15 protein-coding genes are annotated in these 17,255 nt (G+C 60.4%); 8 read left to right on the top strand and 7 right to left on the bottom strand.

What is annotated here, in order from left to right:
- Window positions 1-25: 25 nt before the first annotated feature.
- On the bottom strand, window positions 26-1,381 hold the full coding sequence (locus tag BFP95_RS25205; protein ID WP_139114575.1) for a hypothetical protein: 1,356 nt from the start codon (window positions 1,379-1,381) through the stop codon (window positions 26-28).
- Window positions 1,382-2,246: 865 nt separating this feature from the next.
- Here BFP95_RS25205 and BFP95_RS25195 point away from each other — a divergent pair.
- Genes BFP95_RS25195 through BFP95_RS25185 form a run of 3 tightly spaced genes read left to right on the top strand, consistent with a single transcriptional unit; the run spans window position 2,247 to window position 5,281 of the window.
- Window positions 2,247-3,281, top strand: coding sequence for an alpha/beta hydrolase family protein (locus tag BFP95_RS25195; RefSeq protein ID WP_065891045.1), 1,035 nt, complete (start codon window positions 2,247-2,249; stop codon window positions 3,279-3,281).
- A gap of 32 nt (window positions 3,282-3,313) precedes the next feature.
- Window positions 3,314-3,832, top strand: a complete 519-nt coding sequence (locus BFP95_RS25190) for a DUF2569 domain-containing protein (RefSeq protein WP_065880842.1) — start codon at window positions 3,314-3,316, stop codon at window positions 3,830-3,832.
- Between the two features lie 54 nt (window positions 3,833-3,886).
- Window positions 3,887-5,281: an aminotransferase-like domain-containing protein gene (locus BFP95_RS25185; RefSeq protein ID WP_065910859.1), complete on the top strand. Its 1,395-nt coding sequence runs from the start codon at window positions 3,887-3,889 to the stop codon at window positions 5,279-5,281.
- Here BFP95_RS25185 and panB read toward each other — a convergent pair.
- Complete coding sequence (panB, locus tag BFP95_RS25180; RefSeq protein ID WP_065874228.1) at window positions 5,269-6,084, bottom strand: 3-methyl-2-oxobutanoate hydroxymethyltransferase; 816 nt, start codon at window positions 6,082-6,084, stop codon at window positions 5,269-5,271. The genes BFP95_RS25185 and panB overlap by 13 nt on opposite strands.
- A gap of 150 nt (window positions 6,085-6,234) precedes the next feature.
- Here panB and BFP95_RS25175 point away from each other — a divergent pair, with 150 nt between their 5' ends.
- A complete protein-coding gene (locus tag BFP95_RS25175; protein ID WP_065874229.1) occupies window positions 6,235-6,396 on the top strand; it encodes a DUF2986 domain-containing protein in 162 nt (53 codons plus the stop codon).
- Between the two features lie 770 nt (window positions 6,397-7,166).
- Here the strand turns inward: BFP95_RS25175 and BFP95_RS25170 are convergent.
- The 5 genes from BFP95_RS25170 to BFP95_RS25150 form a co-directional block, all read right to left on the bottom strand.
- Window positions 7,167-7,964, bottom strand: a complete 798-nt coding sequence (locus tag BFP95_RS25170; protein ID WP_065880841.1) for a DNA/RNA non-specific endonuclease — start codon at window positions 7,962-7,964, stop codon at window positions 7,167-7,169.
- 133 nt (window positions 7,965-8,097) lie between these two features.
- Complete coding sequence (locus tag BFP95_RS25165; RefSeq protein ID WP_065891046.1) at window positions 8,098-9,117, bottom strand: sensor histidine kinase; 1,020 nt, start codon at window positions 9,115-9,117, stop codon at window positions 8,098-8,100.
- Window positions 9,118-9,125: 8 nt separating this feature from the next.
- Complete coding sequence (locus BFP95_RS25160) at window positions 9,126-10,586, bottom strand: ATPase domain-containing protein (RefSeq protein ID WP_065874232.1); 1,461 nt, start codon at window positions 10,584-10,586, stop codon at window positions 9,126-9,128.
- Window positions 10,583-11,017, bottom strand: a complete 435-nt coding sequence (locus tag BFP95_RS25155; RefSeq protein ID WP_065874233.1) for a hypothetical protein — start codon at window positions 11,015-11,017, stop codon at window positions 10,583-10,585. The genes BFP95_RS25160 and BFP95_RS25155 overlap by 4 nt, the downstream gene beginning before the upstream one ends.
- A gap of 62 nt (window positions 11,018-11,079) precedes the next feature.
- On the bottom strand, window positions 11,080-12,291 hold the full coding sequence (locus BFP95_RS25150; protein WP_065874234.1) for an MFS transporter: 1,212 nt from the start codon (window positions 12,289-12,291) through the stop codon (window positions 11,080-11,082).
- A 121-nt stretch (window positions 12,292-12,412) separates the two neighbouring features.
- Here BFP95_RS25150 and BFP95_RS25145 point away from each other — a divergent pair, with 121 nt between their 5' ends.
- From BFP95_RS25145 to BFP95_RS25130, 4 genes are all read left to right on the top strand, one after another.
- Entirely contained in the window at window positions 12,413-13,117 is a 705-nt protein-coding gene (locus BFP95_RS25145) for a TetR/AcrR family transcriptional regulator (protein ID WP_065874235.1), read from the top strand.
- A gap of 182 nt (window positions 13,118-13,299) precedes the next feature.
- Window positions 13,300-13,821: a sigma-70 family RNA polymerase sigma factor gene (locus BFP95_RS25140; protein ID WP_065874236.1), complete on the top strand. Its 522-nt coding sequence runs from the start codon at window positions 13,300-13,302 to the stop codon at window positions 13,819-13,821.
- On the top strand, window positions 13,818-14,768 hold the full coding sequence (locus BFP95_RS25135; RefSeq protein WP_065891047.1) for a FecR family protein: 951 nt from the start codon (window positions 13,818-13,820) through the stop codon (window positions 14,766-14,768). Before BFP95_RS25140 ends, BFP95_RS25135 begins: the two co-directional genes overlap by 4 nt.
- A 75-nt stretch (window positions 14,769-14,843) precedes the next feature.
- The gene (locus tag BFP95_RS25130; RefSeq protein ID WP_065891048.1) at window positions 14,844-17,249 is read left to right on the top strand and encodes a TonB-dependent siderophore receptor; all 2,406 of its coding nucleotides are present in this window, start codon (window positions 14,844-14,846) and stop codon (window positions 17,247-17,249) included.
- The last annotated feature ends 6 nt before the right edge of the window (window positions 17,250-17,255 follow it).

Below are 17,255 nucleotides of genomic sequence, written 5' to 3'. Positions count from 1 at the left end.
GCAGTGCCTGGCAGACAGTCGCGCTTCAGGGTTTGAAGTTTTTCATCAGTTTGAACAGATGGCCGGGCCAGATCCATCGTGTTGTTGGCTGCTCGCGGGTGTCTGCGAGAGCGTCGAGCAGGGTGTTGTTGGGCGCTTCGCCGGCAGGAATATTCAAGGGCGAACGCTGTTGCACTTGATCGCTTAGAGGATCACTGGGCTTGTACAGCCTACCGGTGGACTTATCCATCAAATAGCCATCGGTCTTGCCGTGCTCGGTGAGGTGCCAGACACCATTCACGGTTTCGGTAAGTGCTTTGAAAGACGGGAGCCTTATGTTTTTGTCCGTGGTTTGAACGACATGGTCTTCGCGCTTGGCTCTTTTGAAGGTGGCGAACTCGCTGCCCAGTGGAGGTTGATCAGCGCCTTCACTGGAGAATTTTTTTACCATCCGCTCCAGGAAGGGTATGCCCCCAATATTGGAGAACGTTCCCTGGCTCGGACTCAGGATATATCGTAAAAAGCCTTGGTCGAGACGGGTGCTGTTGATCGCCGAACCCTCCAGGATTCCTGAAGCGCTTGTGGCGTCCTCTGGCTTGTAGTCGAACGTCACCTGGAACCCGTCCCAGTTATAGCGAACGTTGCTCCCCGCGAGTTGAAGGCCGTCACTGTAATGACGGTAGGTGCCGAGTTCTATGGCCACTCGATCTACGAAATACAGGTCCGCACCTTCCGCTTTTGCATAGGCGTACATATCCGAGATCAAGGCACGGTCATCACGGTTGAGGAAGTCGGCGTGGTTTTGAGTGCCGTTGTAGATAGTGGCAGGTGGCTTGGCGACGGGGGGTTCATTGCCGTTGTACAAGCGCGAAATCATGAGGTCGCGGCCGTTAACGGAAGCTGGGGCCGACTGGGTGGCGACCTTGGGCGCCGTTGATACCAGCGCTTCCCACGCTGCACGTCGTTCATTGACGGTGAAGGAGCCATCGTCATCCCCGGCAATCAGGCTGAGCTGATTGCGCGCGAGTTCTTTAAACGGGTTGCTGTCCGTACCGTTGACGAAACCAGTGGCTTGCCGCGCCCGTGCCAGGAGCTCCGGGTTTTCGGTGCTGGGCGTTTCCGTATCGTGCTGGGCTTTATTGGCGAGGTAATTGTCACCCATTATCGAATGGAGTGGGTTGGCGCTCATCTGGCCGGCCCGGGTTTCAGCCCGGGTTGCGGCTTCGCTCAGTTGACGAGCCAGGATTGAGACCGTGCTGCTAGTAACGTCACGGATCGTAGCTGAAGCCACAGCCGTCTTATCGTTAGCGTGTGGAACCGTAGACAACGGCGCGGCACTGACGGAACTACTTGTTGTCATGCGCCCGTAGGATGCGGATGCCTGAGGTTGAACAGTGATCATGGATGTTCTCCCAGCCCAGGAGGAAACCGAAGCTACCCGGCATTAAATATACGTTGGTTATCTATTTAAAAATAAACACGAAAGCCACTTAATCCCAAGCAGTTTCCATTTAGTTAGTACCTGTATTTAAATGCCACTGAGTCTGCACCCGAAGGCCGAGTGTAGCGGGGCGTCCCCCCGTATACATCATGATAGATTCTGACACGCGAGCCATTACCGAAAGATTGAACATTGAAGTCCGATAGTATTCCAGAAGAGTTTGGAAGAATTTTCCTGCAGTCCTCTTGAGAACTGAAGGGGCGCGAGTAGCACAACTTCACATCCTCCATGATGCTTTCAGGATAGTAAGTCGTATTCCATTGCACTTCCACTAACTGCTTGGGATCAGCGAGGGTCCCGGGTGGAAAATCAGAGTTCACAACACTGAAACTTGCGAACCCTACACCGTGACTGGTATCGGAATTAGATAACACGAGCACGGGGCCGGGCGCCTCAGACTTAGGAATAGACCTTTCCTGCGCCTGCACTACTTCGTTAATGAAAATCACCAAAGCAGCAACCAATGCGAGCAGATATTTGCGTGGGACTGAACTACGAACAAACACAATCGTGCCTTCCATAATCATCACCATAGCGTCAGGAGTAAACACATAAGGCTCAAATCAATCCAACTGTAAGATTTACGCCCCCACCATTGCACGATTAATTAACCGAATAAAGCCACCCACGTCCTAAAATAACGAAGGACAACGCCGTCATACTTAAAAGTAGGAATACGTCAGCAACTTCCTAGTCCCGCCTCCCCTCTATTAAAACGTTCTGTTTCAAGGCATGATGCGGCCCTCACATCAAGGACGATAAAACTGTGAAAAGCACCCTCACCGCACTGCTGCTGATTATCATGGCGGCGCCGGTATTCGCCGATACCACAGCTATCGGCTTCAAAAACATCACCGTCCTTGATAAGCAGCGCCCGTTGCAAATGGTCGTCTGGTACCCCACCGCCACCACCACCGCACCCGAGCTGATTCGTGACGACGCAGTGTCCTTCGGTGCCCTCGCGGTGCCCGACGCGCCTGCGCAAAGCGGCGAACACCCGCTGGTGGTGCTCTCCCATGGTTACGGCGGTAACTGGGGCAATCAGGTGTGGCTGGCCAGCGCCTTGGCCCATCGGGGTTACATCGTGGCGGCGGTCAACCATCCCGGCACCACCAGCAAGGACCGCAGCCCGCAGGCTGCCGCGCAGTTATGGCAACGGCCCAAAGACCTGAGCCGGGCCATCGATGCGGTGATCGCCCAGCCGAAGCAGTTCGGCACGGTGGCGGAAAACCGGATCGCCGTGGTGGGTCACTCTATTGGGGGATGGACGGCCATGGAAATCGCCGGTGCCCGCTTCGACCCGGACCTCTTCGCCCAGGACTGCACTGCACACCCGAAGTTGGGTGGCTGCATCGGCTACCAGCAGATCAAACCCGCCGAGACACCGGCTGCGAAGGCCCAACTGGCCGCTGCCCTGCGCGACCCACGCGTCGGCGCCGTGGTGACATTGGACCTGGGCCTGTCGCGCGGCTTCACCGACGCCAGCCTGGCCGCACTGCCGGTGCCGGCACTGGTGATTGCGGGGGGCGTGCCAACGGAGGATATGGACCCCAACCTGGAGTCCGCCGACATGGCCAAGCGGTTGCCTAAAGCATCGACGCACTACGTAGAGATCGCCGACGCCACTCACTTCAGCTTTATGTCGACCTGCAAGCCGGGCGGCATGGCGTTGATCGAAGAGGACTCGCCAGGCGATGGCATGATTTGCCGCGATGGTGAAGGGGCCCGACCCAGAGTAGAGATCCAACAACAGGTGGTAGGACTGATTACTACGTTTCTGCGGCAATCGTTCAGCAAATGAATTCGAACCCTTACTCACCCACGGAGTGCAACATGCAAGAGAGCAACGATTTGAAAGGATTACGAGGCTGGCTCGTGCTCGTTGGAATAGGCCTGTTTATATCGGTTATCCGCCTAAGCTATAACGTTCTCGCCGTGTATTACCCCATCTTCGCAAATGGCACTTTTACGGCTGTGAGCACGCAGGGATCGTCCTTGTATAACCCGCTATGGGCGCCGATTCTGATTTCAGAAACAGTCATCAGCGTACTACTGGCTGCTACCTATGCTTATTTGGTCTACCTGTTCCTCAGGAAGCATTACTTGTTCCCCAAGGTGTATATCGCCACGGTCATTTTCTCGGTGATTTTCATTCCTCTCGATGCCTGGGTCTGCTCGTTTGTCCTGGTGAATCAGCCCCTGTTCGATTACAACACACTAAAAGAAATGGTCCGGGCATTGTTTGGCTTGTTTATCTGGGTGCCTTACATGCTGGTATCCAAGCGGGTACAGGCAACGTTTGTAGAGCATAGGCCTGAGAGCGCTGACACTCGCACCGTCGTCAACCTTTAACAGAGCACCCTGCCCGTGTCCCCTGCAATGGCAAGTCATGCGGCGCAAAGGGTTATGGATACACCTAAAGGCGCCCCGTTCGCCTATCAAGCGGTGTACCGCTACCTCGTCGAGTTGATCGAGGCAAGCCCTTCGCAAGGCGACCACAAGTTGCCGTCGCTGCGCCAGTTGGCGCAGCGCCTCGGCGTATCGGTGTCGACCACCAAGTACGCCTACGCGCTCCTTGAGGATGAAGGACGGGTATACGCCAGGGCCAAGTTCGGTTACTTCACTTGTTTGATGCAGGCGCCTTTATTGACTGAGCGCGCACCCTGCCTGCTCGATCAGGTCTTTGCCAGCGCCCGCCAGCCGGGCATGCTGGCCCTGAGCAGCGACGCGCCGGCCATGCTGATGTCGCTGGAAAACCCACTGTTGATGATTGAGCGGGAGATGGCCCGCCAATACCCGCGCTCACTGGCACCGTTGTACCTGCCCTTTGGCGAACCGGAGCTGCGCGCTGCATTGGCCGAGCGCTACACCTGCGCCACTGACAACTACTGGCAGGCCGATCAGGTCTACGTCGGCGCGGACCTGCACAGCGTGCTGGAGTTGTCGCTGAACGCCTTGGGCTTGGCGGGCACAGTGGCGTTGGTGGAGTCACCGTGCTCGTGGGCGATCTTGCGCCAGCTCAAAGCCGCGAACATCCGCGTGATCGAACTGCACCTCGACGCCGACGGGCGCTTCGACCTGCCTGCGCTCAATCACCTGCTCAAGCACGCGCCCATTCGCCTGGCGGTGCTGTCGTCCACCGTGAACATCCCCCACGGCAGCCGCATGCCGGCTGAGGATAAACAGCAGATCTGCCAATGGCTGGCGGAGCGGGATATCTGGTTGTTCGAAAACGACACCTACGGCGAGTTGTATTTCACACCCCGGCCGGCCCGCTATCGCGACGTTGCCGACCCGCAGAAACTGCTGGTGTTCTCGACTTTCGACAAGGTGATCGGCTCGGAGGCACCCTACGGCTATGTGCTGTGCCGTGGGTGTGGGGCGCAGTTGCAGCAGGCGTTCCTGGCGCGGGCATTTCGTCTGTCGCCGATCCGCCAGAAGGCGATTGCCAAGCTATTCACCTCCAAGCGCATCGACGCGCATCTGCACACACTACGGGCCTTGTTGCAGGACTGTATGACCCGGATGAAAGGCCTGCTGGACGAACACGGCAAGGGTGCCTTTGAGGTGCAGATCCCGCAGGGCGGCGCGTGCTTTTGGCTTGAAGCCACGCACCCGGTCGACATGCACCGCGTGTTCGATCGCCTGCTGGCAGAACGCATCGTCATCGCCCCCGGCGAACTGTTCAGCCAGCAAGGTGCCTGGAAGCAGCATGTGCGCCTGAGCTTTACCCTCGATTGGAGCAAGGACATCGCCCAGGCCGTGGAGCAACTGGCCCGGGCAATCCGTCAAAGCCCGTAACAGTGCCGCGCCTCAGGGAAACGACCGTGACGCACGTCGTCGGCAAACCGCTCGCAGGCATCGCGGATCACCGCGCCCACGTCCGCGTATTGTTTGACGAAGCGTGGCATCTGCTCGCCGCCCAGGCCCAGCACATCTTCAGTCACCAGGACCTGGCCGTCGCAGGCCGGTGAAGCACCGATGCCGATCGTGGGCATTGCCGAATCGAGGGTAATCTGCCGGGCCACGCCCTCTGCCACCCCTTCGAGCAACAGGCTGAACGCACCCGCCTGCAGATTGGCTCGTGCATCCTCGGCAATCCGAGCACCGGTTTCGGCGGTGAGCCCCTGAGCCTTGAAGCCGCCCATCACGTTGACGAACTGCGGCATCAGCCCCACATGCGCCATCACCGGAATACCGCGCGCCACCAGAAACTCGACGGTGCCGGCTAACGCCTGGTTGGCTTCCAGCTTGACGGCGTCGCAGCCGGTGCGCGCCAGCACCTGGGCGCAATTGCGAAAGGCCTGTTCATTGGATTCCTGATAACTGCCAAACGGCATGTCGGCAATCACACAGGCCAGGCGCGTGCTATCGACCACGGCCCGGGTGTGGCCGATGATTTCTTCAAGTTGCATGCTCAAGGTCGAGGGACGGCCATACCCGACCATGGCCGTGGAATCACCGACCAGGATGAAATCGACCAAAGGATCGATCAGCTTGGCGATGGCGCTGGAGTAAGCCGTCAGGGAGACGATTTTCTGCTGGCTCTTCATGGCGACCAGTTGCGGGACGGTCATGCGTTGGGTGCGGCTGTGGATGCTCATCAGTGTCGTCCGTTGTGCGCTGGAGGACCCGATTATTGGCAAAAGTGAGGGCGATTCAATGCACAGATTGGTGCTAAAAAGCGACTCAGGGAATGGCGTCGGTTTTTAAGCTGGTATCATCCCGAGCCTGTACAGCCCGGGTAGAAAGACATGAACCGCCAGAAAAAACTGAAGCAGCTCTTCAAGGCCAAGGCCAAAAAGGCCAGCGCCAAATTGGCGCCGAAGAAAAAGGATACGTACGTCAGCAAGGCAGACCGGGAAAAGCTGGCGGCTGAAGCGGTTCAAGAGCCAGGCGTGTCCCCGGAAAGCTGATTCAGCCACCGCTCAACACCTCAGGCAAACGAAAACTCAACCAACACCGCCAATCCCCTGTGGGAGCTGTCGAGCTTTAGCGAGGCTGCGAAAGCGGTGGGTCAGGCGATGGAGATGTTTGCAGTACCGCCGCCTTCGCAGCCTCGCCTGGGCCCGACAGCTCCCACATTTGATCTTTATCGCTGCTGGAATTGCGCCCGCAGCCAAGACCGAAATCCAACCAACACCGCCAATCCCCTGTGGGAGCTGTCGAGCTTTAGCGAGGCTGCGAAAGCGGTGGGTCAGGCGAGGAAGATGTTGGCAATGCCGCCGCCTTCGCAGCCTCGCTGGGGCTCGACAGCTCCCACCTTTGATCTTTGTCGCTGCTGAAATTGCGCTCGCGGCCAAAACCGAAATCCAACCAACACCGCCAATCCCCTGTGGGAGCTGTCAAGCTTTAGCGAGGCTGCGAAAGCGGTGTGTCAGGCGATGGAGATGTTGGCAGTGCCGCCGCCTTCGCAGCCTCGCTGGGGCTCGACAGCTCCCACATTTGATCTTTATCGCTGCTGAAATTGCGCTCGCGGCCAAAACCGAAATCCAACCAACACCGCCAATCCCCTGTGGGAGCTGTCGAGCTTTAGAGAGGCTGCGAAAGCGGTGGGTCAGGCGATGGAGATGTTGGCAATGCCGCCTTCGCAGCCTCGCCTGGGCTCGACAGCTCCCACATTTGATCTCTGCTGCGGTTGGGTGCTGCGCCCGCCGTGCCGGTCAGGAGAGTGGAGATGCGTCGGTCAACCCCTCCCCACCGACCCTGACACCGGAAGATTCCCCAGCAACTTGAGGCCGGTGCTCTTCACAAAGGTGTCGTAGTCCATCGGCTTCTGGATGCGCGTCTCAGCGTTGGGTAGCACATACGCCCAGGCTCGCTTGCTTGAGGCGTCGTACACCAATTTAAACAGCCGCGTCGGCACCCAGACGTGGTTGTCGCCAATGGTGCCGTGGCCCGGGTCGAACAGCGGACCGGTGAATACATACACATCGCCGCCAGCACGCTTGGCAAACTTGCGCACGTCGGCCTCGACCTTGCTCCAGATCTTGCGGTTGTTGGTGGGGTCTTGCGGCACCATGTTCGACAGTGCGAAGGATTGGGCCATCGCGTGGGCATCCGGTGCGTCGGCGGCCGGGGCCTGGTGGCCGCGGTCCACAGCCGGGTGCTGGCTGCGGTAGTCACTCAACTCAGCGCGCCCAGCCTTGGGGATGCGTGGGTCGGGGTAGAACTGGTTGGTACGCTCCTCGCCTTTCGCCTCTTTCAACTGCGCGGCATTCAGGCGTTCGACCACCACCAGCGGCGTCTTGCTGGTTTGCGAGTACAGCACTGCAAACGTGTCGGAACACAGCGCCAGAGGTTTCATCGACGCGGGGATGGTGGCGGTTTTGATCGGCGTGTTGGCAGGGAAAAGCTCAGCGCAACCCTCAAATGAAGCGCGTTGCTCGGTGGGGGTGTAGGGGTTTGCCAGATTGCGGGCTTCTACAGCGGTAGAGAGCAAAACAAGGGCCGACAGCCCGACTGCAATGTTGCGTAGGTACATGCTTTAGATCTTATGCTGAGGGTAAAACGGACGACAGGTTCCGAGGCACGGAACCGACAGGCGCACGACCACAGACAGCCGTGCGGGGTTTATGGACCCTCATAAGTCACTTTGGTGCCGCGCGTTCGCCCCATTACACCGACAGGGGCAGCATCACCACAAATTCGCTGCCCTTGCCATGCCCGTCACTCTTGCCCGAGACCGTGCCGCCGTGGGCTTCGACCAGTTCGCGCACGACGGTCAAGCCAATGCCCAGGCCGGCGCTGTTGAACCCGATGGCGTGGGCGTCTTGCACATAAGGATCAAAAATGAACGGCAGGGCATTGGCGGTCACGCCGATGCCATTATCGGAAATGCAGATCCTCAGTTGCTCGGCCTCCACAGTGACCACCATCGAGACGGTGCCACCGGTCTGGGTGTACTTGGCCGCATTGCCCAGCAGGTTGTGCAGGATCTGCGCGAGCCGCACGGGGTCACCGCTCATGATCAGGCTAGCGTCGGGAAGCGCCACGTCGAACTGCTGATTTCGCGCGATCATCACCGGGCTGCACGCGTCGACCGCGGCATTCAAGATGCGCAGCATGTCCACCTCGCGACACTGGATGCGCAGCTTACCGGTGCTGGCGCGTGAGACATCCAGCAGGTCGTCGACCAGTTGGGAAATATGCTGGACCTGGCCTTCGATCAACTCACGCATGCGCGGCAGTTGGTCGCTGGGCAGCCTGACCATGCGCTCGGCAATCAGGCTGATAGGCGTCAGCGGGTTACGCAGTTCATGGGCGACCATCGCCAGGATGCTTTTCTGCTGGCCCAGTGCAAGCTCGGCCGTGGCCTGAAGGTCCTGGGCGCTGAGTGCGGCGATCACCAATTGCGCATTCGCTTCGCGCAGCTCCTGGAACAACAGCAGCTCCTCGACCTGAGGCGCCGCGATTGCGTCGGATTGCGTCAGGAGTATTGCCAGCACCAGTTGCTGATTGGCTTCGATCAGTTGCTCGACGTGCTGGGCGTCTTCCAGACGATTATTCGCGTCACTCAGCTGATCCTGCAGCGCAGCCAATACCGCGCGGGCTTCAACGGTTTTGCGGCCAAGCAGGAAGAGTTCGTGGGCAGCATTGGCTACCTTACGCTCCTCCTCTCCAGCACGGTCACTCATGAGTCAGCTCAAACATTGTCACTCCCTGTGTTCCGGGTAGTCGGGCGACCGCCGAGCAGTCCTTCCTGATCGGGAAGCATCTCGCCGATCTGCAGGCCATCGTCAGTGATGCGGTATTGGCGCAACTCATCGCAGTGGGCACTGGCACGCACTTTGACCACCGCCATGATGCGCAACAGGCGGCTACGCACTTCAATGTAGCGCTGCACGATGATCGCGTCGGTCAGGAACGCCGTGCCGTAGGGGCTGAAGCGCAGGTCGGTGTAGCGGTCTTCCAGTTCCGAGGTCATCAACACGCTGACGCCGACGCGGGTCAACGCCGTGACCATGCGCGACAACGACTCACGAAAGTCCGCCCGGAAGGTCGGCGCCAAGGCCAGCTCAAAGCCCGACAGTGAATCGATGACCACCCGCGTGGCGTTCAAGCGCCTGATTTCACTGAGCAACTGCTGGACGATTTCGTCGATCGACAGGTCCGGCGCCCGGCTGTCCACCAGGCTGACGTTGCCACAGGTAATCAGGTCGGCCAGTGTGGCGTTTTGCGAGCGGTTGGGCCGTTGCTCGAAGACCGCAATCACGCCGGTTTCGCCATTACGCGCACCCTCGGCCAGGAACGTCGCCGCCAGGATGCTTTTGCCCGACCCCGAAGGCCCCGCGACCAACAGTGAGTAGCCCCGTGGCAGGCCGCCTCCGAGCATCTCGTCAAGGCGTGGCACGCCCATTTTGAGGCGTTGGATAGGCCGCGGCATCGGTGTCTCGACCGGGTCGATGGCCGCGGGCGCGAAGACCTTGATGCCGGAGCTCTCGATACGGAAGGTGTGCAGCCCCGGCAAGGTCGGCTGGCCGCGCATCTTCATGATTTCCATCTTGCGCACCATCGAATTGCGCTCGACGCTCTGGCGCAACCAGATCAGCCCATCGGCCACGGTGAAAATCGGGTTGGTGTCGGTTTCGGTGAAATACTCGCCGATCAGAAAGGTGGTCGCCTGCCAGGTCGTCATCAACATGCCCAGTTGCTGAACGAACTGCGGCAGGTTGTTATTGGGGTTGGTCTGCGTCTGGCTGGCCAGCACCACGGAGCGGAAGGAATCGACAAACACCAGCGACGGCGAATGTGTCTCCACTTCGCTGACAATTCGCCGCAACACCTCATCCAGATTACCGGCCAGGGTGTCATCGGCCAGGTTGATATAGCGGATCGACTGGTTGATCGCTTCATTATCGAAAAAGTCGAACTGCTGCTGATAACGCAGCATCTTCAGCGGCGGCTCGCCCAACACGGTGAAAAACAGCGCGGGGCGTTCAGGGGTCGCGAGGGCAAACATCATTTGATGCGCCAGCGTGGTCTTGCCGCAGCCAGGTGGGCCGGCGATCAGGTTGAACGAAAATTCCGGCAATCCTCCGCCCAGCACCTCGTCCAGACCTGGCACACCGGTAGCCAGGCGGTTGATAGTTACTTTGGAGCTCATGGCGAATTTTCCTGCGAAGGGGTGTCGCTCAAAGAAGGTTCCCACACGTTGCGCAGTAACCGGGCCGTCAGCGACCGCCCGACCAGCGAGGTCAGCAACGTATAAAAAGTGGTCAGCAGCACCTCACCGAAAAACAGCGCATCGGCTTCGCTTTGCTCGATCAATACGGTTTTGAGGCCGATCAGATCCGGCGTGACCTGTACACGTTCGTACGTGCCAGCCAGCCGGGAGTGCTTCGAGGCACTGAGGAGCAGGCTGCGGCGCAAGAGCGCCACAACCCCTTGCTGCCCGATGATGGGCGTGAGTGCTGCGTCCATGTCCTGCAATATCGAAATGATCGCCTCGGCGATGCCTGCGATATCAGCGGTGGGACCAACACGGTGCGCCAGAGACGCTACGATCTGGCGGCTCTCTTCGCTTAGCGTGGACATGACAGGCTAATATCTGATGAATTGAGGTACCAGCCTACACCCTATGGCGGTCGACCGAAGGTTTAATGAGCCATGGCCTCTATATGGGTCCGTCGCCCTGGCTTAAAACCATGATCACGTGCCGCCCACGCGATCACCAGCGCCACGCCGATCAATACCAGCATTGCCCATGGAAACGCCGCTACGCCCCAGTGGTCCAGCAATACCCCGCCCATCACGCCGCTCGCGGCAATCGCGCTGTTCCACGCCACCACATTCAGCGACAACGCCACATCCGCGCCATCACCCGCCGCATCCGCGAGGGCCGTTTGCAGCAAGGTGGCGGCACCGCCGAAACTCAAGCCCCACACGGCGACACCGACGTAGACCACGCCAGGCACCTCGCCCGACACGCCAAACACCAGCGAGATCACCGCAAATACCACCAGGCTGACCAGCACTGTCTTGCGTAATAACGGCTCGACCAGCTTGGCCGTCAACCAAATCCCCGCCAATGCGGCAATGCCGAATACCAGCAACACCACGTCCACCCGCCCAGCCAGCCCCGCCCGTGCGACGAACGGGGCGATGTAGGTGTACAGAATGTTGTGCGCCAGCATCCAACTGATGACCACCGCCAGCACCGGCCACACGCCCGGCGTCGTCAGCACCTTGCCCAACGACACGCGTTGATGCGCGGGTTGGGGCGCGTAGTCCGGGACTTTCACCAGCACCCACACAATCAACACCAGGCTAACCGCCGACATCAGACCGAACGTGGTGCGCCACCCCAGCAGCCCACCCAGCCACGTGCCCAGCGGCACACCCAACGACAAGGCAATCGGCGTGCCGACCATCGCCAACGCCAGCGCCCTGCCCTGTTGATGCGGCGCAACCATGCGCCGGGCGTAACCGGCCAGCAGGCTCCAGGCCAACCCTGCCGCCACACCGGCGAAGAAGCGCGCCACCAGAGTCACGCCATAGTGAGACGACAGCGCGGTGATGGAGTTGAACAATAAAAAACCGACGATGGTCAGCAGCAACACATTGCGTCGGCGCCAGCCACGGGTAGCAATCGTCATGGGAATCACCGCCAACAACGAACCCAGTGCATAAGCGGTGACCATCTGCCCGGCCATAGAGGGCGAAATCGCCAAGCCGTCGCTGATCAACGGCAAGAGGCCGGCGGGCAAGGTTTCGGTGACGATGCAGATAAAGCCGGTCATGGCCAAGGCGAGCAAGGCGCCGATGGGCAGGCGGTCGGATGACCTAGATAACGTCAGTGAGGGTGTCACGGTAAACTCCTTGAGCGAGACTTAGATACTGATCGATATAGATGTTGCCGGCGACTGCAACACGTTGTCAACGACTTATGTATCGACTAGTATTTATATCGCTTTCCACCGGAGACCTGACATGGCGCAAATGGGCCGCCCCCGTACCTTCGATCGCGAACACGCTGTGGAACAGGCCATGCACCTGTTCTGGCAGCACGGCTACGACGCCACTTCCCTCGCCCAACTCAAGGCCGGCCTGGGTGGCGGAATCTCCGCGCCGAGTTTTTACGCGGCGTTCGGTTCCAAAGAGGCGTTATTTGACGAATGCGTGCAGCGCTACCTGGCGACCTACGCCCAGGTCACCGAATGCCTGTGGGACGAAAGCCTGATACCGCGCCAGGCCGTTGAGACAGCGCTGCGTCAGTCGGCGCGCATGCAGTGTGAAGACGGGCATCCCAAAGGCTGCATGGTGGCACTGGGGGTGATGAGCGCGCCAAGCCCGGAAAACGCGCGGGTGGCGACTGGGTTAACGCAGTCGCGGCTGCGCACGCGCGCTGGGATTGTGGCCTGCGTGGAACGGGCGATACGCCTGGGGCAGTTACCGCAGACGCTCAACCCGGCCGTGATGGCGACGGTGTTTGACAGCTTCCTGCAGGGCATTTCGATCCTGGCACGGGACAATGTGCCCCATGCCACTCTCGACGCGGCGATCAGCCAACTGCTGCTCACCTGGGATATCGCCGCCTCTGCTGTACCGCCCCTTCGTCCCGACGTTGCCTCAGGAAATCCACAATCGCCCGCACTCGATGCGGCCCATACCGCCCATGGGCATACAGCAAGGTAAACGGCCGCGAGCGTCCGTGATAAGGCAGCAACACCTCCACCAAACTGCCACCGACCCTTACTCGGCGGTGAGGCTGCTGGGGCTGCCCAGTTGCAAATCTTCGAAATGGCGCTTCACGCTTGCTTTCGCTGATGACACACCGCTAATCTTGCGAATAATTCTTATCCGCAGACTTAGCCTCCATGTCGGCCAGCAATCTTCCCTTGAACCAGGCGGTCCAGGCGCTCTACACCGAGCACCATGGCTGGTTGTTCGGCTGGCTGCGGAAAAAGCTCGGCTGCCCGTATAACGCGGCGGATCTCTCCCACGACACGTTCCTGCGTATCCTCGCCTCCCGCGACGCGCTGGGAGCGATGCGTGAACCGCGGGCGTTCCTCACGACCACGGCGCGTCACTTGATTATCGACCGCGCTCGCCGTCGCCAGCTGGAAGACGCGTATCTGCGGGAACTGGCGCTGACCATCGAGATGATGGAGCAGTGCCAGCAATCGCCGGAGCAAATCCTGGTCACCCTTGAAGCATTGGAACAGATCGCCTTCGTGCTCGACGGCCTGGCGCTGAATGCGCGGCGGGCGTTCCTGCTGTACTTCCTCGAAGGCCTGCGCCAAAGCGAAATCGCCAGCCGCCTGGGCATTTCCGAGCGCATGGTGCGCAAGCATCTGATGAATGCCTTGATGCATTGCAACCACGCGTTGGACGTATGAGCGACGACCTCGACCAGCAGGCCGCCAACTGGGTGATTCGCCATAACGAAGGCCACCTCAGCAAGCGCGAACAACAGCACTTCGAACGATGGAAAGCCGCCGACCCACGGCACGGTGCAGCCTTTGAGCGTTTGCAAGGCTTTGTCGGACGCTTGCAGGCAATGCGCCCGCAACAGGCGCCGGTGCAGGCTGCGCTGGAGGCCGCGCGGGTGCGTCGGCGCAACCCGGCGGGCCGCGTGCTGCTGGGACTGTTGGTGGCCTTGCCGGTGGCCCTCGCGTTGCGGGCTTACCCTCCCAGCTATCTGCTGGCAGACCAGCGCACCGCCCCGGCGCAATGGCAACGCGTCAACCTGGAAGACGGTTCGCAACTGACCCTCAGCGGCAACAGCGCCGTGGACCTGACCTTCAATGGCGAGCAACGCCAGGTGCGTTTGCTGCGCGGTGAAATCCTGGTGCAGGTTGCCCATGATGCGACACGGCCGTTTACCGTGGTCACCGATGACGGCCAAATGCGCGCCCTTGGCACGCGCTTTACGGTAAAGCGCGAGACGCCGGGCACCCTGCTCAGCCTGCTTGAATCCAAAGTCGCGGCGACTGGCGCCAGCCAGCATGACGCCGTACACGTCAGCGCCGGCGAGCAAGCGCGCATCACGCCGAACGCTGTCACGCTGCTCGGCAAGATCGACCCACGCACCACCGACGATGCCTGGCAGCGCCATCAACTGGTGGTGCAGGACCGGCCATTGCCGGAGGTGCTCGACGAACTGGCGCGCCAATTCGGCGGCCATGTGCAGTTCAATCGCGAGCAACTGGCCGACCTGCGTGTTTCCGCCGTATTGCCGCTGGATAACCCACGCCGCGCCCTGCAGTTGATTGCCGATGGTCTGCCGGTGCGTATCCGCGCGTTCAGCCCGCTGTGGTTGCAGATTGAGCGTCACGAAAAATAGTCTTGCGGGCCGGGTTCCGCTTTTCACGACTGCTGCGTCAAGGAAGAAAGCACCTCAATCACAGGAATTTCTTCCATGCCCCGCCACTTCAAGCGTTCTGCGTTGCCCCTCGCCCTGGCGATCAACCTGGCCAGCCTGGCTGCGCTGACCCTGGCCATCAGCAGCCCGGTGGCGGCGCAAGAAACCGTGCGTTATGCCATCGCCGCCGGCGCCTTGGGCCCGGCGTTGAACCTGTTTGCCCAGCAGGCGCATGTGGCGCTGCTGTTCGACAGCAAGACCGTCGCTGGCCTGAACACCGCCGGTTTGCAAGGCGACTACCCGGTGGCGCAGGGCTTCGCCCAGTTGCTGCGCGGCAGCGGTTTGCAGGCGGTGCAAGGCACCAACGGTTACGTACTGGTGCCACTCACGACCAGCGGCTCGCTGGAGCTGGGCCCCACCGCCATCACCGGCCTCAGCGAAGAACGCAGCACTGACCACGTCAAAGGCTACGTCGCCACGCGCAACCTCAGCGCCACCAAGACCGACACCCCGATCATCGAAACCCCGCAATCGCTGTCGGTGGTCACCAATGACGAAATCCGTGACCGCCAATCCGAAACGCTCTCGCAAACCCTCGACCTCACGCCGGGCTTCACCAGCCAGCCCACCAGTTTCAACCGCACCTCGGACCGCTTCCGTATTCGCGGTTTCGACGTGGAATCCGCCACGGGTGGCTCCCTGCGCGATGGACTGCGCCTGCAAAACAACTCCTACGACGGCGTGCAGGAACCCTATGGGCTGGAACGCGCCGAGGTGATTCGCGGCGCGGCGTCGGTGCTGTACGGCCAACTGTCGCCGGGCGGCTTGATCAACACCGTGAGCAAGCGCCCAAGCCAAACGCCCTACCACGAGATCAACCTGCAAGCCGGGCAGAACGATCGCAAGCAACTGTCCGCCGACTTCACGGGCCCGGTGGGCGACAGTGACACCTTGAGCTACCGCCTGACCCTGCTCGACCGCAAGAGCGACACCGCTGCCGATCACATCCAGAACGACAAGGTCTACGTCGCCCCGGCCCTGACCTGGCAACCGGATGACGATACGTCGCTGACCCTGCTGTCGTTCTATCAGAAGACCGAGACAGGCTTCTCCGCGCCCCTGCCCTATCAGTTGACCAAGGGCGTGGGCAGCGGCGGTTTCCAGATCGGCCGCCACGACTTTATCGGCGAGCCGGACTACGACGAAATGAATGGCGAGATGTCTGCGCTGGGCTATGAATTCGAACACCGCTTCGATGAGCACACGCGCATCAGCAACAAGCTGCGCTACTACCAGTCGGATGTGACGTGGCGGTACCTGCAAGTCAACACCGCCGGCATCGCCGCCGCGCAGACCACCGGCATCCTGCGCCGCCAATACAGCGACCGCCAAGAGCGCTCGCGGGGCCTGGCCAGCGACACCAACATCGAAAGCAAATGGCAATTCGGCGACTGGCAGCACACCTTCCTGCTGGGCTTCGACGGCTATGACACCAGCTACGACTCGCATAACTTCCGTGGCACTGCACCGTCACTGAACCTGGCAACCTACAACTACGGCCAGCCGGTGGTGGTGAACCGCAACCCGGCAACCGACCGCGGTTCGCAGATCGATACCCTGCAAAAAGGCCTCTATTTCCAGGACCAGATCAAGTTCGATGAGCGTTGGATTCTGCTGTTGGGCGCACGCCATGACTGGGCCGACCAAGACACCGAACTGTTCCGCAATTCCGCCAAGAGCAGCCAGAGCGATGAAGCCACCACCTGGCGCGCGGGCCTGGTGTACAAGGCCGACAATGGCGTGGCGCCCTATATCAGCTACAGCGAGTCGTTCTTCCCGGTGGCCGGCACCAACAAGGCGGGGCAAAGCTTTGTCCCCACCGAGGGCAAGCAGTATGAAATCGGTATCCGCTATCAGCCCGAAGGCAGCGCCACGCTGCTGAGTGCAGCGGTGTACCAGTTGGAACAGCGCAACGTGCTGAGCCAGGACCGCACCGATCTCAACTTCTCGGTGCAGGTCGGCGAAGTGCGCTCGCGTGGCTTCGAGCTCGAAGCCAAGACCGAAGTCACCCCCAACCTCAGCCTGATCTCGTCCTACGCCTATATCGATGCACGCATTACCAAAAGCGATATCGCCAGCGAAATCGGCCAACGCAGTGAAGACACGCCTTACCACCAGGCCGCCCTCTGGGCCGACTACCGCCTGGCGGCATTGGGTATCCCGCAACTGCGCATCGGCGGCGGCGCCCGCTACAAAGGCACGACCCAAGCCTCCGGCGTACCGTCATCAATGCCCGCCTACACCCTGTACGACGCGCGCGCCAGCTACGAAATCGATCCGCATTGGGAAGTCGCGCTTAACGCCAACAACGTCACCAACAAACGCTACACCTACTGCGAATTCGCGATTTGCCGCTATGGCGATGAGCGGCAGTTGGTCAGTTCATTGACGTATCGCTGGTAGCGCTAA

This window comes from Pseudomonas sp. 58 R 12 (assembly GCF_900005865.1).
Taxonomy (GTDB): Bacteria; Pseudomonadota; Gammaproteobacteria; order Pseudomonadales; family Pseudomonadaceae; genus Aquipseudomonas; species Aquipseudomonas tritici.
The sequence above is the reverse complement of the archived record's forward strand: the minus strand, read 5'-3'. Positions and strand labels throughout refer to the sequence as shown.